This is a genomic window from Salipiger mucosus DSM 16094 (assembly GCF_000442255.1).
GTDB lineage: Bacteria > Pseudomonadota > Alphaproteobacteria > Rhodobacterales > Rhodobacteraceae > Salipiger > Salipiger mucosus.
This window is the reverse complement of sequence record NZ_KE557273.1, coordinates 93,253-107,560: the sequence shown is the minus strand read 5'-3', so window position 1 is coordinate 107,560 and position 14,308 is coordinate 93,253. Positions and strand designations below refer to the sequence as shown.

Below are 14,308 nucleotides of genomic sequence, written 5' to 3'. Positions count from 1 at the left end.
ACAAAATAGGTGCAGATTAAAAAGTCAGAATTGTGAACGTTTGGCGGTCTACATCCGGGGGCCGGGCCGTTATTCTGCGCCGCAAGAACAAGGCCGGGCAGGACAGACAATGAGTGATTCAGGCCGCGGCGGGCGTCGGCTGGTTGCCGACCGCCGCTATCCCAGGAAATCCGCGGCCGGGCCGAAGGCGAGCGCGGGGAAGTCGCGCGCGTCGAAACCGGCCCAGCCAAAGCCCGCGAAGGGCAAGGGTGGCGGCAAGGGCTCCGGCGGCCGAGGCCGCGCGGCCTCCGCGCGCCGGCAGGACCGCCGCAGGCGCAACCCGATCGCGGCCTTCTTCGGCGGCATCTTCCGCTGGATCCTGCGGCTGATCTGGACCGTGACCTCGCGCGTGGCGCTGGTGGCGATGCTGCTCGTCGCGATGGGCGTTGGCTTCTACTACATGACCCTGCCGCCGGTGGGCGACCTGCTCGACGGGCGTGCGCGCGGCTCGGTCACCCTGCTCGACCGGCACGACCGCGTCTTCGCCTGGCGCGGTGACCAGTTCGGCGGCGCCGTGACCGCCTCCAGCATCTCGCCGCACCTGCGCAACGCCGTCATCGCCACCGAGGACCGGCGTTTCTACAGCCACTTCGGCGTCTCGCCCCGGGGCATCGCCAGCGCCGTGCGCATCAACCTCAGCGAGGGGCGCGGCCCGCTCTCGGGCCACGGCGGCTCGACCATCTCCCAGCAGACGGCCAAGCTGCTCTGCCTCGGCGAGGAATACGATCCAGAGGTCTGGGAAAGCGAAAACGCCTACGTCAACGACTGCCGCCGCACCACGCTGATGCGCAAGGGCCGCGAGGCGCTCTACGCCATGGCGATGGAGGCCAAGTACACCAAGGACGAGATCCTCTCGATCTACCTCAACCGCGCCTACATGGGCGCCGGGGCCTATGGCGCCGAAGCGGCCTCGCAGCGCTACTTCGACAAGCACGCCGCCGAGCTCAACCCCGAGGAGGCAGCGATGCTCGCCGGCCTGCTCACCGCGCCCTCGTCGCTTTCGCCCACCAACGACCTCGAACGCTCGCAGGCGCGCGCCGCCACTGTGCTGCGCCTGATGCAGGAGCAGGGCTACCTCACCGAGGAACAGGCCGAGCACGCCACCGCGAACCCCGCCACCCTCTCCGACGAGGCCGAGCGGCGCACCGGCGGCTACTTCGCCGACTGGGTGATGTCGACCGGCCCCGACTTCTTCACCCGCGACACGACCGAGGACGTGGTGCTCAGCACCACCCTCGACCCGCGCCTGCAGCAGGCCGCCGAAGAGGCGATGCAGACGGTCTACGCCGAGAAGGTCAGCCCCGATTCGGTTGCCCAGGCCGCGATCGTGGTGATGTCCGCCGACGGCGCCGTGCGCGCCATGGTCGGCGGCCGCAAGACCGGCGTCTCGGGTGTCTTCAACCGCGCCACCCAGGCCAAGCGGCAGACCGGCTCGTCCTTCAAACCCTTCATCTACGCCACCGCGCTGGAGCTGGGGCGCTCGCCGCTCGACACCGTGGTCGACGAACCCTTCTGCATGAACGTGCCGGGCTCGGGCCAGTGGTGCCCCAGGAACTACTCGAACGACTACAAGGGCCGCGTGACGCTGGCGACCGCGCTCGCCAATTCGCTCAACATCCCGGCGGTGAAGATCTCGGAAAGCGTCGGCCGCGACCTCGTGCACAAGGTGGCCTATGACTTCGGCATCGAGTCCGAGCTCAACGACACCCCCGCCATGGCGCTCGGCTCCTCCGAGGCCTCGCTGCTCGAGATGACGGGCGCCTACTCGGGCTTCCTCAACGGCGGCTCGGCGGTCACGCCCTACGGCCTGCGAGAGCTGCGCTTCAAGGGCGAGGACGAGGTCGTCATGGGCTCGGGCGGCGGCATCCGCGAGCGCGTGATCCGCGAAGAGGCCGCCGGCCAGCTCATCTGGATGATGGAAAAGGTCATCGCCGAGGGCACCGGCCGCCGCGCCCGCCTGCCCGACGGCCGCCCCGCCGCGGGCAAGACCGGCACCAGCCAGGAGGCCCGCGACGCCTGGTTCATCGGCTTCACCTCCGACTACGTCACCGGCGTCTGGATGGGCAACGACGACAACACGCCGCTGCGCGGCGTGACCGGCGGCGGCCTGCCGGCCGACATCTGGCGCGAGACCATGACCCGGGTGCACGACGGCCTGCCGGTCGAGGCGCTGCCCGCCATCGCCCCGGCACGCCCCGAGCCCGAACCGCAGGTCAGCGAACAGCAGCAGCGCCAGCCCGCGCCCCAGCCCGAGCGCGAGCGTCGCGACGGCCTGATCCAGCAGGTGCTGCGCGACCTCCTCGGCGCGCCGGACTGACGGCCCGGCGCAAATTCCTTCGAAGGAATTTGCAGATTTGCTCGAACAGATTTGGGCGCCGCCCCTGGGCGGCGCGCCCGCCTCAGCCCGCCTTGCGCAGGTCCGCGATCATCGCGTCGAGGTCGCCCCGGCGGCGGTCCAGCATGGCGCCGATCTCGGTCCGCTCGGTCAGCAGCATGTTCACGCCCTCGATGTAGAGGTTGTAGAACCGCCCCGACTTCTCGCCGACGAAGAAGGTCACGTCGAAGGGCGCCTCGCCGCGCAGGTAGACCGTGCAGGACACCTCGTAGGCGTTCTTCACCTTGCGCGATCCGCCGACCTCGATGTTCCCGCCGATGAACTGCCGGAACCGCTTGCCGTACTTGCGCGAGATGTAGCCCGCGAAGGCATCGGAAAAGGCCCGCTTCTGTGCCGGGCTGGCGCGGCGGCCGTCGACGCCCAGCGCGTAGGCCGCGAGGTAGGGCAGGTCGGCATAGGCTTCGAAGATGCGCCGGAAGTCCGCGATCATGCCCGATTCGGACTTGCCCGAGGCGATCACCGCGTTGATGTCGCGCACCGCCCGGTCGATCAGCGCCTCGGCCTGCGCCGCGCTCACCGCCAGCGCCGGAACGGGCGCCACCAGCGCCGCCGCGCCGGCGCCAAGGCCCATGCCCAGCAGGCCGCGCCTCGAATAGAACTGCCGCACCATCAGAATCCCTCCGTGTCGATTGCCTCGGGGTCGATATAGGACTCGTCCGCCCCGCTGTCCTCTCCCAGCTCGAAACGCCGGTTCTGCAGGTAGATCAGCCGCAGCTGCGCATAGCTGTCGGCGCTGCCCGAGAGCACATCGTCGATCGAATCGCCGTACTTGCCAAGGCTCAGCGCCTTGTCCGTCACCTTCACCCCGGTCACGTAGTAGCGATCCGGCCGCGGCAGCGCGAGGCTCACCGGGTCGGTGAAGAGATCCACGAAGCGCCCCACCGCGTGCCGCTCGGTCGAGGGGCCGATCACCGGAAGCTCCATGTAGGCGCCCTCCGGAAAGCCCCAGACGTGCAGCGTCTCGCCGAAATCGCTCTCGTCCTCGGGCAGCCCCATCCCCGAGGCCACGTCGAAGAGCCCCGCGAGCCCCAGCGTCGCATTCACCGTGAAGCGCAGCGAGTTGCGCGAGGCGCGTCCCAGCCGCCCCTGCAGCAGCTGGTTGGCCACGGTCTGCGGCAGCGACAGCGTATCGGCAAGGTTGTCGACGCCCTGCCGCACCGGCCCGGGCACCGCGCCGGCACCGGCGCCCGCCCCCGAGAGCGGCTCGGCCAGGCGCTTGTTAAAGGCATGCACGCGGCGGTTGGCCGGCTCCTGCGGGTCATAGACGCCGTCGGGCGCCTCCCCGGGCCCCGGCGTGGCGCAGGCCGCGAGCCCCAGAAACAGGGCCCCGGCAGCGGCGGCGGTCAGGCGCCGAGTGGGGTATTCCCGCCTTGCGATTGTCATTGGAAATTTCCGATGTTGATGTACAGACGTTGATTAAATCCATTCGGTCGAAGACCCAAGCGGTCGCCCATTTCGCATTTTCTGCGTGGCACCCGTGCGACACCGAAGACCGATAGCGCATAGTCTGCTACAAATACAGACGCATTGGCCCAAGAGGAGCGGACCTCGCTCATGCAAAACAGACATAAGGATGCCGGCCGCGACGAATTGATCGCCGCACGCAAGCAGAGCCGGCCGTATTACTGGTTCGTCGCGATCTTCAGCTTCTTCGTGAACCTGCTGATGCTGACCGGCCCCCTCTACATGCTGCAGGTCTACGACCGCGTGCTCGGCTCGCGCTCCGAGGCGACGCTGATCGCCCTCTCGGTGCTGGTCGTCTTCCTCTACGGCATGATGGGCCTGCTCGACTACGCCCGCGGGCGGGTCATGGCGCGGGTGGCCGCACGCTTCCAGTCGGCACTCGACCTGCGGGTCTTCAACGCGGTGATGCGGCGCTCGGCAGTGCAGAACGACGAACTGGCGCAAACCGGGCTCAAGGACCTCGAGTCGGTGCAGCGGCTGATGTCCTCGCCGGTGCTGATGTCGATCTTCGACATTCCCTGGACGCCGGTCTTCATCGTCGGGATCTTCATCTTCCATCCCTGGCTGGGCTATCTCGCGATGACCGGCGGCGGGCTCCTCATCGTCATCACGATCGTCAACACGATCGTCAGCCGCAAGCCCACGCTCAACTCGAACCGCACGACGATGGCGGCCGAGCGGACCTCGGACCAGATCCGCCAGGAATCCGAGATGGTGCAGGCCCTCGGCATGCGGCGCGACGCCTTCCGCCGCTGGAACGTCGCGCGCTCGGAATCGCTGGCGGGCCAGATCCACAGCAGCGACTACACCGGCACCTTCTCGGTCATGACCAAGACCTTCCGCCTGCTGCTGCAGTCGGCCATGCTGGGTCTCGGCGCCTACCTCGTGCTGCAGGGCGAACTGACGCCGGGCGCGATGATCGCGGGCTCGATCCTGATGGGCCGCGCCCTCGCGCCCATCGAGATGGCCATCGGCCAGTGGCCGCTGGTGACGCGTGCCCGCAAGGGCTGGGACAACCTCGCCCAGCTCCTGACCGAGATGCCGCCCGAGCCCACCCTGACCGAACTTCCGCGTCCCCGCGCCAAGCTCGAGGTGCAGCAGGCCACGGTCGTGCCGCCGGGCGAACAGCAGGCGGCGCTGCGCATCGTCTCCTTCACGCTGAACCCGGGCCAGGCCCTGGGCGTGATCGGCAGTTCGGGCGCCGGCAAGTCCACGCTGGCCCGCGCCATCACCGGCGTCTGGCGCCCCGCGGGCGGCAAGATCCGCCTCGACGGCGCCACCCTCGACCAGTACGGCGACGCGCTTGGCGACCACATCGGCTACCTGCCGCAGCGGGTCACGCTTTTCGACGGCACCATCGCCGAGAACATCGCCCGCCTCTCGGCCCAGCCCGACGCCGAGAAGGTCGTCGAGGCCGCCCGCAAGGCCGATGCCCACGACATGATCCTCAAGCTGCCGAACGGCTACGACACCCGCGTGACCGCCGCCGGCGGACGGCTCTCGGGCGGCCAGATGCAGCGCATCGGGCTGGCGCGCGCCATGTACGGAGACCCCGTACTTCTCGTACTGGACGAGCCGAACTCGAACCTCGACAACGAGGGTTCCGAGGCGGTCAACGCCGCGATCAAGCGCTTCAAGGACGAGGGTAAGGCCGTCATCATCATGGCCCACCGCCCCGCCGCGATCCGCGAATGCGACCTGCTGCTCATGCTCGAGGGCGGCGCCCGCGCGGCCTTCGGCCCCAAGGACGAGGTGCTGCGCAACATGGTCAAGAACCACGAACAGATCAGCAAGCACGCCGGACCGGGAGGTGTGAGATGAGCGACGCCAACAAGAAATTCACCACCCGCACACCGATGATGGTCGGCATCCTCGCGCTGCTGGTGCTGCTGGGCGGCTTCGGCACCTGGGCCGCCACCACCGAGATCTCGGGCGCGATCATCGCCGGGGGGCAGATCCAGGTCGATCAGAATCGCCAGGTCGTGCAGCACCCCGACGGCGGTGTCGTTGCCGAGATCAACGTCGACGAGGGCGACGAGGTGGCCGAGGGCGACGTGCTGATCCGGCTAGACGACACGCTCCTGCTGTCCGAGCTGAACATCGTCGAGGCCGAGTACTTCGAGCTCATGGCCCGCCGTGCCCGCCTGCAGGCGGAACGCGACGACGAGGAGGAAATCGTTTTCTCCGAGGAACTTATGCAGGAGGCCGAGCAGAACGAGGAGGTCGCGGAACTGGTCGAGGGCCAGCGCAACCTGTTCCACGCCCGGCTCGATTCGATGGGGCGCGAGGTCGACCAGCTGACCAAGCGCAGCGAACAGATCGCCAACCAGGTCGAGGGCATCGAGTCGCAGCAGAACGCGCTCGACGAGCAGTTGGCGCTGATCGGCGAAGAGCTGACGGACCAGCAGTCGCTGCTCGACCGCGGGCTGGCGCAGGCCAGCCGCGTTCTGGCGCTGCAGCGCGAACGCTCCAGCCTCTTGGGCACCATGGGCGAGCTGACCGCGCAGAAGGCCCAGTCCGAGGGCCGCATCACCGAGATGGACATCGAGGCCCTCAAGCTCGAGACCGGCCGCCGCGAGACCGCCATCACCGAGCTGCGCGACATGCAGTTCCGCTCGCGCGAACTGGTCGAACGCCGCCAGGCCCTGCGCGAACAGCTCAAGCGGCTCGAGATCACCGCCCCCGTCTCGGGCGTGGTCTACGGCCTCACGGTCTTCACCCCCCGCTCGGTGATCCGCGCGGCAGAGCCGGTGCTCTACCTCGTCCCGCAGGACCGCCCGCTGGTGATTTCGGTGCAGGTGGAGCCCATCCACATCGATCAGATCCACACCGGGCAGGAGGTCTCGCTGCGCTTTTCCGCGCTCGATCAGCGCACCACGCCCGAACTTTTCGGCACGGTCACGCAGATCTCGGCCGACGCCTTCACCGACGAGGACACCTCGGTCAGCTACTACCGCGCCGAGATCGTCCTGAACGACGGCGAGCGCGACCGTCTGCCCGAGGACGTGAACCTGATCCCCGGCATGCCGGTCGAGGCCTTCCTGCGCACCGCGGATCGCACGCCGATCGCCTACCTGGTCAAGCCCTTCACCGACTACTTCTCGAAGGCCTTCCGCGAGAGCTGACGCGCTCGGCCCGGAACATCAAAAGAGCCCGCCCCCTTGGCGGGCTCTTTTCGTTTCGGCCTATTCCCTTCGCCGGGGCGCGGGTCTAGCGTGCGCGCAACCGAAAACGGAGGATTCCATGAGCGATATCGAAAGCCGCCTCGCGGAGCTGAATCTCACACTGCCCGCGGCGCCCGCCCCGGCCGCCAACTACGTGCCCTACGTCCAGACCGGCAGCACGCTGTTCGTCTCGGGGCAGGTCAGCCAGTCGGCCGATGGCCTCATCAAGGGCAAGCTCGGCGCCGACATGGACACTGCCGCCGGCGCCAAGGCGGCCGAGACCTGCGCCCTGGGCCTGCTGGCACAGGTCCGCGCCGCCTGCGGCAACGACCTGTCGCGCCTCAAGCGCGTGGTCAAGCTGACCGGCTTCGTCAACTCGACGGGCGATTTCACCGAGCAGCCGCAGGTCGTCAACGGCGCCTCGGACCTGCTGGTCGCGCTGCTGGGCGACGCCGGCAAGCACTCGCGCTCGGCCGTCTCGGCGGCGGCCCTGCCGATGGGCGTCGCGGTCGAGATCGAAGGCATCTTCGAGATCGCCTGAGCCCGTGACGGAGTTGCCCCGCGCCTTCCTGGACCGGCCCATCGCCCACCGTGCGCTGCACGACACGGGCGCGGGCCGGCCCGAGAACTCGCGCGCCGCGATCCGCGCGGCGATCGCGGGCGGCTACGGCATCGAGATCGACCTGCAGCTCTCGTCCGACGGCGTGGCGATGGTCTTTCACGACGACGAGCTCGACCGCCTGACCGGGGCGCGCGGCCCGATCTCCGCCCGCAGCGCGGAGGAGCTGGCCGCGACCCCGCTGCGCCACGGCGACGAGGGCATCCCGACGCTGGCCGAGGTGCTGGAACTGGTCGACGGGCGCGCCCCGCTGCAGATCGAACTCAAGGACCAGACCGGCCGGCTCGGCCCCGAGACCGGCACGCTGGAGGACGCCACCGCCGCTGCGCTTTCGGGCTACCACGGCCCGGTGGCGCTGATGTCCTTCAACCCGCATTCGGTCGCGGCCCTCGCCAGCCGCCTGCCCGACCTCCCGCGCGGACTGACCACCTGCGGCTTCGATGCCCTGCACTGGCCTCAGCTTGACGAGACGACGCGCGCCCACCTGCGCGCCATCTCCGACGCCGGGCGCACCGGCGCCTGCTTCATCAGCCACCAGTGGCGCGAACTGGACCATCCCCGCGTGACCGAGTTGCAGGACGCCGGCCTCGCGGTGCTCTGCTGGACGGTCCGCTCGGCCGAAGAGGAGGCACAGGCGCGGCAGATTGCCCGGAACGTGACCTTCGAGGGCTACGCGGCTTGATCCCCGCGCCGCGCGTCCCAAGTATCTGACGCAGGACACCCGCCATGACCGACCAGAGCCCGGGCGACACGATCGCCATCAACATTCTCACGTCGCTCGACCAGATCGCCCCCGAGGTCTGGGATGCCTGCGCCTGTCCCGAGACCGCCGATGGCGGCCGCCCGCGGGATCCCTTCACGACCTGGCGTTTCCTGCATGCGCTCGAGGAATCGGGCTCGGTCGGCCCCGGCACGGGCTGGGAGCCCCGCTACCTCTCGGCCGAACGCCACGGCGAGGTCATCGCTGTCGCACCGCTTTATGCCAAGGGCCACAGCCAGGGCGAATACATCTTCGACCACTCCTGGGCCCATGCCTACGAACGCGCGGGCGGCGACTACTATCCCAAGCTGCAGATCGCCGTGCCCTTCACTCCGGCGACCGGACGGCGTTTTCTCACCAGGCCCGGGCACGAGACAACCGGCCTTTCGGCGCTGCTGCAGGGCGCGGTGCAGTTCGCGGCCGAGAACGGCGTCTCCTCGCTGCACGCCACCTTCTGCACCGAGGACGAGGCCGTCGCGGGCGAACAGATCGGCCTGCTGCGCCGCACCACGCAGCAGTTTCACTGGGTCAACCGCGGCTATGCCGACTTCGACGCCTTCCTCGCGACGCTCTCCTCGCGCAAGCGCAAGAACGTCCGCAAGGAGCGCCAGCGCGCCAATGCCTTCGGCGGCGAGATCCGCACGCTGACCGGCGACGAGATCGAACCCGAGCACTGGGACGCCTTCTGGCGCTTCTACCAGGACACCGGCGCCCGCAAGTGGGGCTCGCCCTACCTGACACGCCAGTTCTTCGAGATCGCCCACGAGACGCTGCGCGACCACATCGCGCTGGTTATGTGCTCGCGCGACGGAGAGGAGGTCGCGGGCGCGCTCAACTTCATCGGGCGCGAGGCGCTCTTCGGGCGCTACTGGGGCTGCGTCGAGGACCACCCCTGCCTGCACTTCGAGGCCTGCTACTACCGCGCCATCGACTTCGCCATCGCGCACGGGCTGGACCGCGTCGAGGCGGGCGCGCAGGGCGAACACAAGCTGGCGCGCGGATACATGCCGGCCCCGACGCACAGCCTGCACTGGATGGCAGACAAGGGGTTTTCCGACGCTGTCGCGCGCTACCTTCAGGCCGAGCGGGAGGCCGTGGACGAGGAGATCGAGATCCTCACCGCCTACGGCCCCTTCCGCAAGGAACACAGAGAGGAGCAGGAATGACGGAAAAGCTTTCGGACACCGCCCGCGAGACCATGCTGGCCCCGCTGTTCGACAGCGGCTGGGAGATGGTCGAGGGCCGCGACGCGATCCACAAGACCTTCAAGTTCGACGATTTCGCGGACGCCTTTTCCTGGATGACCCGCGCGGCCATCTGGGCCGAGAAATGGGATCACCACCCCGAGTGGTTCAACGTCTACAACACCGTCGAGGTCACGCTGTCGACGCATGACGTGGGCGGCCTGTCGTCGCTCGACGCCAAGCTCGCCCGGAAATTCGACGCGCTCTGACAGGGCGCGTCGCGGTGGCGGCCGGGACCAAGCTCCCTCGTAGGGATCCGACCCGGCCGCCGCCCGATCACATCGCCTCGAGCAGCGACTCGCCGGCCGAGATCTCGCACTCGCCGGGGCTCTCCTCGGCATGCAGCAGCGTGACCTTGCCGTCCTCGACCAGCATGGCATAGCGCTTGGACCGCGCGATGAGGCCCACCGGCGGCGCGGTGAAGTCCATGTCGATCGCCTTGGTGAACTCGGCCTCCGGGTCGCCCAGCATGGTGATGCCCGCCTCGTTCGCGCCGGTGGCATCGCCCCAGGCCTGCATCACGAAGGCGTCGTTCACCGACACGCAGATGATCTCGTCCACGCCCTTGTCGGCAAAGCCGTCCTTGGTGCGGATGAAGCTCGGCACATGCGCCGAGTGGCAGGTCGGCGTGAAGGCGCCCGGCACCGCGAAAAGGACCACCTTGCGGCCCGCGGTCTTGTCGGAAAGCTTCACCTGCTCCGGGCCGTTCTCGCCCATCTGCAGCAGGGTCGCGTCGGGCAGCGTGTCGCCGGTTGTGAGTGCCATGTCCTGATCTCCCTCGATTGCCTTTTCTCTGCCCCGGGATATAGGCTGCGCGCGAGCATGGCCAACGAGAAAAACGGGAGGAGACAGGCATGGGCGACGTGGTGGTGATCGGGGCCGGACAGGCCGGCGCCTCGCTGACGGCACGGCTTCGCGCCAAGGGGTTCGAGGGCGGCATCACCCTCGTCGGCGCCGAGCCCGCACCGCCCTACCAGCGCCCGCCGCTCTCCAAGGCCTACCTGCTGGGCGACATGGCCCGCGAGCGCCTGTTCCTGCGCCCCGAGGCCTTCTACGACGAGCAGGGCATCGAGCTGGTGACCGGCGATCCGGCCATCGCGGTCGACCGCAAGGCACGGACCGTCATCGCCGCCGGCCGAGAAATTTCCTACGACGACCTCGTCTTCTGCACCGGCGCCACACCTCGGCAGCTCCCGGCCTCCGTGGGCGGCGATCTCGAGGGCGTGGTCACCGTCCGCACCATCGCCGACGTCGATGCCATGCGCGCCCGCTTCGCACCCGGTGCGCGGGTGCTGATCGTCGGCGGCGGCTACATCGGGCTCGAGGCCGCGGCCGTGGCCGCCAAGCTCGGGCTCGAAGTCACGCTGGTCGAGATGGCCGAGCGCATCCTGCAGCGCGTCGCCTCGCCCGAGACGTCCGAGTATTTCCGCGAGCTGCACGCGGGCCACGGCGTCACCCTGCGCGAGGGCGTGGGCCTCGGCCGTCTCACCGGCACCGGGGGCCGCGTCACCGGCGCCGAGCTGACCGACGGCAGCAGCCTCGAGGTCGACTTCGTCATCGTCGGCGCGGGCATCCTGCCCGAGATCGCCCTGGCCGAGACCGCCGGCCTCGACATCGAGAACGGCATCCGCACCGACGACCGGGGCCGCACCTCGGACCCGCAGGTCTGGGCCGCGGGCGACTGCGCCTCCTTCCCCTGGCAGGGCGAGCGCATCCGGCTGGAAAGCGTCGGCAACGCCATCGACATGGCCGAGGCGGTCGCCGACAACATCATGGGCGCCGACAAGCCCTACACGGCAAAACCCTGGTTCTGGTCCGACCAGTACGACGTCAAGCTGCAGATCGCCGGACTCAACACCGGCTACGACCGGGTCGTGGTGCGCGACGGCGGCGCCGCGCGCTCGCACTGGTATTACGCCGGCGACAGGCTCCTCGCGCTCGACGCCATGAACGACCCGCGCGCCTACATGGTCGGCAAGCGCCTGATCGAGGCCGGCAAGTCCCCCGCGCCCGAGGCCGTGGCCGACCCGGACGGCGACCTCAAGGCGCTGCTGAAGGCGTGAGGATCGTCGCCGGAGACTGGCGCGGCCGCGCGCTCGCATCCGTGGGCAAGGGCGATCCCCGCGCCCACCTGCGCCCCACCACCGACCGCGTGCGCGAGGCGCTCTTCAACATGCTCGCGGGCGGCCGGTTCGGCGATCCCTTCACGCAGGCGCGGGTGCTCGACCTCTTCGCCGGCACCGGCGCGCTGGGGCTCGAGGCGCTCTCGCGCGGCGCCACGCAGGCCACCTTCGTCGACGAGGGCCGCAAGGCCCAGGCGCTGCTGCGCGAGAACATCCGCCTGCTGGGCTGCGCCGACCGCTGCCGCGTGATCGCCCGTGACGCGACCCGCCTGCCCCCGGCCGAGACGCCCTGCACGCTGGTCTTCCTCGACCCGCCCTATGGCCGCGACCTCGGCGCCAAGGCGCTGACCGCCGCGCGCCCGGCGGGCTGGATCGCCCCGGGCGCCCTCGTCGTCTGGGAGGAAAACGCGCCCCAGGCCGCGCCCGAGGGGTTCACCCCCCTCGACACGCGCCGCTACGGCGACACCACCGTCACCCTGCTCGAAGCCGATTGACCGTCGCGCCGGCCGCTTTGGCTTTGGCATTTCGCGCAGCCCACGCTAGCCTCATTCAAATACGTGAATAAAAAGGGAGGACTTCATGAGCATCTTCAGACCCTCGCGCCGCGACATCCTGGCCATGGCCAGCGCCGCCCCCGCCCTGACCCTGCCCGCGCTCGGCCGCGCCGAGCTGGGGCCGCCGGCGGCGGGCAACCCGGCGAATTTCTCCTTCACGCTGGGCGAGGCCAAGCTCACGGTCATCTCGGACGGCGTGCTGAAGCTCTCCGCCGACGGGCTGGGCGTCAACGCCGATGAGGGCGAGGTCGCGGCCTTCCTCGAACGCCACTTCCTCTCGCCCGAGGAAAACTACTCCCACACCAATCACCTGCTGATCGAGCTCGGCGAGGCAAAGGTGCTGGTCGACGTGGGTTCGGGCAACCGCTTCCTGGACACCGCGGGACGGCTGATGTCGAACCTCGACGCCGCAGGGATCGACGCCGCCACGATCACCCATGTCGTCATCACCCACGCCCACCCCGACCACATCTGGGGCATCCGCGACGACTTCGACGAAGCGATCCTGCCCGATGCGCAGTACCTCATCGGCGGCAAGGAACACGATTTCTGGATGCAGGACGGGCTCGCCACGCAGGTTCCGCAGGAGCTGCAGCAGTTCGTCGTCGGCGCGCAGAACTCGATCCAGGTCGAAGGCGCCGACTGGACCCGCATCTCGGACGGGGACGAGATCACGCCGGGCATCCGCGTGATCGACACGCCCGGCCACACACCGGGCCACATGAGCCTGATGATCGAATCCGGGGGAGAGCAGCTGCTCGCGACAGGCGACGCCATGACCCATGCCTACACGAACTTCGCGCACCCGGAGTGGTTCAACAACTTCGACATGGACGGCGAGCAGACCGTCGCCACGCGCCGCCGCCTGCTGGACATGGCCGCCGCCGACCGCATGGCGGTCCTGGGCTACCACTTCCCCTTCCCGGGCGTCGGCCACGTCATGCGCGACGGCGATGTCTACCGCTTCGCGCCCGCGCTCTGGAAATGGGGCTGACCCGGCCCTTCTTCTTGTTCCAAATACGCAATGGGGGTCCGGGGGCAGCGCCCCCGGGGCCTGCGTGGCCCGAACGCAAACAACCCTGCGCGCGCCGCAGGCGCGCTCCTCAGGATCGGATGCGGCTCAGCCCCAGGTGGGGTGGAACTTCCCGCCGGGCGACAGGGTGAAGATCTCGGCCCCGTCGGCCGTCACGCCGACCGAGTGCTCGAACTGCGCCGAGAGCGACTTGTCGCGGGTCACCGCCGTCCACTCGTCCGCCAGAACCTTGGTTTCGGGCCGGCCGAGGTTCACCATCGGCTCGATGGTGAAGAACATGCCCTCTTCCAGCACCGGCCCGCTGCCCGCGCGGCCGTAGTGCAGCACGTTGGGCGGCGCGTGGAACACCCGGCCCAGCCCGTGGCCGCAGAAATCGCGCACCACCGACATGCGCTGACCCTCGACGAAGCTCTGGATCGCGTTGCCGATGTCGCCGAAGGTGTTGCCGGGCTTGACCGCCTCGATCCCGACCATGAGCGAATCGTGCGTGACCTGGATCAGCCGCTCGGCCTTCCGCGACAGCTTGCCCGCCACGTACATCCGCGAGGTGTCGCCGTACCAGCCATCCACGATCACCGTCACGTCGATGTTCAGGATGTCGCCGTCCTTGAGCTTCTTCTCGCCCGGAATGCCGTGGCAGACCACGTGGTTGATCGAGATGCAGCTCGCGTGCTGATAGCCGCGGTAACCGATGGTGGCCGAGGTCGCGCCGGCCTCTTCCACGGCGTTGCGGATGAAATCGTCGATCGCACCGGTGGTCTGGCCAGGCTCGATCATCGGGGCCACGTCGTCGAGAATCCGCGCGGCGAGCGCGCCCGCCGCGTGCATGCCGGCGTAATCCGCCGGCTCGTAGATCCTGATGCCGTCCCGCGTCGTGCGGCCGTTGCTGTCGTGTCTCAAACCCGAGAGCTCC

At 69.2% G+C, this 14,308-nt stretch carries 14 protein-coding genes; 10 read left to right on the top strand and 4 right to left on the bottom strand.

All coding sequences use genetic code 11. From position 1 onward, the window contains the following. Nucleotides 1–109: 109 nt before the first annotated feature. Nucleotides 110–2,356 carry a transglycosylase domain-containing protein gene (locus SALMUC_RS00525; protein ID WP_020040700.1) on the top strand — a complete coding sequence of 749 codons (2,247 nt, stop codon included), beginning with the start codon at nt 110–112 and terminating at the stop codon, nt 2,354–2,356. An 82-nt stretch (nt 2,357–2,438) separates the two neighbouring features. On the opposite strand, the gene SALMUC_RS00520 is transcribed toward SALMUC_RS00525, so the two are convergent. Further along, nucleotides 2,439–3,044 carry an MlaC/ttg2D family ABC transporter substrate-binding protein gene (locus SALMUC_RS00520; protein WP_020040701.1) on the bottom strand — a complete coding sequence of 202 codons (606 nt, stop codon included), beginning with the start codon at nt 3,042–3,044 and terminating at the stop codon, nt 2,439–2,441. Next, nucleotides 3,044–3,817, bottom strand: coding sequence for an MlaA family lipoprotein (locus SALMUC_RS00515; RefSeq protein WP_020040702.1), 774 nt, complete (start codon nt 3,815–3,817; stop codon nt 3,044–3,046). Before SALMUC_RS00515 ends, SALMUC_RS00520 begins: the two co-directional genes overlap by 1 nt. 171 nt (nt 3,818–3,988) lie before the next feature. On the opposite strand from SALMUC_RS00515, the gene SALMUC_RS00510 reads away from it, so the two are divergent. The 6 genes from SALMUC_RS00510 to SALMUC_RS00485 all read left to right on the top strand — a co-directional run bounded on the left by SALMUC_RS00510 (nt 3,989) and on the right by SALMUC_RS00485 (nt 9,894). Then, nucleotides 3,989–5,719, top strand: a complete 1,731-nt coding sequence (locus SALMUC_RS00510; protein WP_020040703.1) for a type I secretion system permease/ATPase — start codon at nt 3,989–3,991, stop codon at nt 5,717–5,719. Further along, nucleotides 5,716–7,023: an HlyD family type I secretion periplasmic adaptor subunit gene (locus SALMUC_RS00505; RefSeq protein ID WP_020040704.1), complete on the top strand. Its 1,308-nt coding sequence runs from the start codon at nt 5,716–5,718 to the stop codon at nt 7,021–7,023. Before SALMUC_RS00510 ends, SALMUC_RS00505 begins: the two co-directional genes overlap by 4 nt. Nucleotides 7,024–7,141: 118 nt before the next feature. Beyond that, on the top strand, nt 7,142–7,603 hold the full coding sequence (locus SALMUC_RS00500) for a RidA family protein (protein ID WP_020040705.1): 462 nt from the start codon (nt 7,142–7,144) through the stop codon (nt 7,601–7,603). Nucleotides 7,604–7,607: 4 nt separating this feature from the next. After that, nucleotides 7,608–8,363, top strand: a complete 756-nt coding sequence (locus SALMUC_RS00495) for a glycerophosphodiester phosphodiesterase family protein (RefSeq protein ID WP_021119654.1) — start codon at nt 7,608–7,610, stop codon at nt 8,361–8,363. A gap of 44 nt (nt 8,364–8,407) precedes the next feature. After that, nucleotides 8,408–9,607 carry a GNAT family N-acetyltransferase gene (locus SALMUC_RS00490; RefSeq protein WP_020040707.1) on the top strand — a complete coding sequence of 400 codons (1,200 nt, stop codon included), beginning with the start codon at nt 8,408–8,410 and terminating at the stop codon, nt 9,605–9,607. After that, entirely contained in the window at nt 9,604–9,894 is a 291-nt protein-coding gene (locus SALMUC_RS00485) for a 4a-hydroxytetrahydrobiopterin dehydratase (RefSeq protein ID WP_020040708.1), read from the top strand. Before SALMUC_RS00490 ends, SALMUC_RS00485 begins: the two co-directional genes overlap by 4 nt. A gap of 67 nt (nt 9,895–9,961) precedes the next feature. On the opposite strand, the gene SALMUC_RS00480 is transcribed toward SALMUC_RS00485, so the two are convergent. Next, a complete protein-coding gene (locus SALMUC_RS00480; RefSeq protein WP_020040709.1) occupies nt 9,962–10,450 on the bottom strand; it encodes a peroxiredoxin in 489 nt (162 codons plus the stop codon). An 89-nt stretch (nt 10,451–10,539) separates the two neighbouring features. On the opposite strand from SALMUC_RS00480, the gene SALMUC_RS00475 reads away from it, so the two are divergent. The 3 genes from SALMUC_RS00475 (at nt 10,540) to SALMUC_RS00465 (ending at nt 13,356) form a co-directional block, all read left to right on the top strand. Continuing rightward, the gene (locus SALMUC_RS00475) at nt 10,540–11,748 is read left to right on the top strand and encodes an NAD(P)/FAD-dependent oxidoreductase (protein ID WP_020040710.1); all 1,209 of its coding nucleotides are present in this window, start codon (nt 10,540–10,542) and stop codon (nt 11,746–11,748) included. Then, nucleotides 11,745–12,302 carry a 16S rRNA (guanine(966)-N(2))-methyltransferase RsmD gene (gene rsmD / locus SALMUC_RS00470; RefSeq protein WP_020040711.1) on the top strand — a complete coding sequence of 186 codons (558 nt, stop codon included), beginning with the start codon at nt 11,745–11,747 and terminating at the stop codon, nt 12,300–12,302. Before SALMUC_RS00475 ends, rsmD begins: the two co-directional genes overlap by 4 nt. Nucleotides 12,303–12,387: 85 nt before the next feature. After that, entirely contained in the window at nt 12,388–13,356 is a 969-nt protein-coding gene (locus SALMUC_RS00465) for an MBL fold metallo-hydrolase (protein ID WP_020040712.1), read from the top strand. Nucleotides 13,357–13,482: 126 nt separating this feature from the next. Here SALMUC_RS00465 and map read toward each other — a convergent pair whose 3' ends face one another. Then, entirely contained in the window at nt 13,483–14,295 is an 813-nt protein-coding gene (gene map, locus SALMUC_RS00460) for a type I methionyl aminopeptidase (RefSeq protein WP_020040713.1), read from the bottom strand. Between the last annotated feature and the right edge of the window lie 13 nt (nt 14,296–14,308).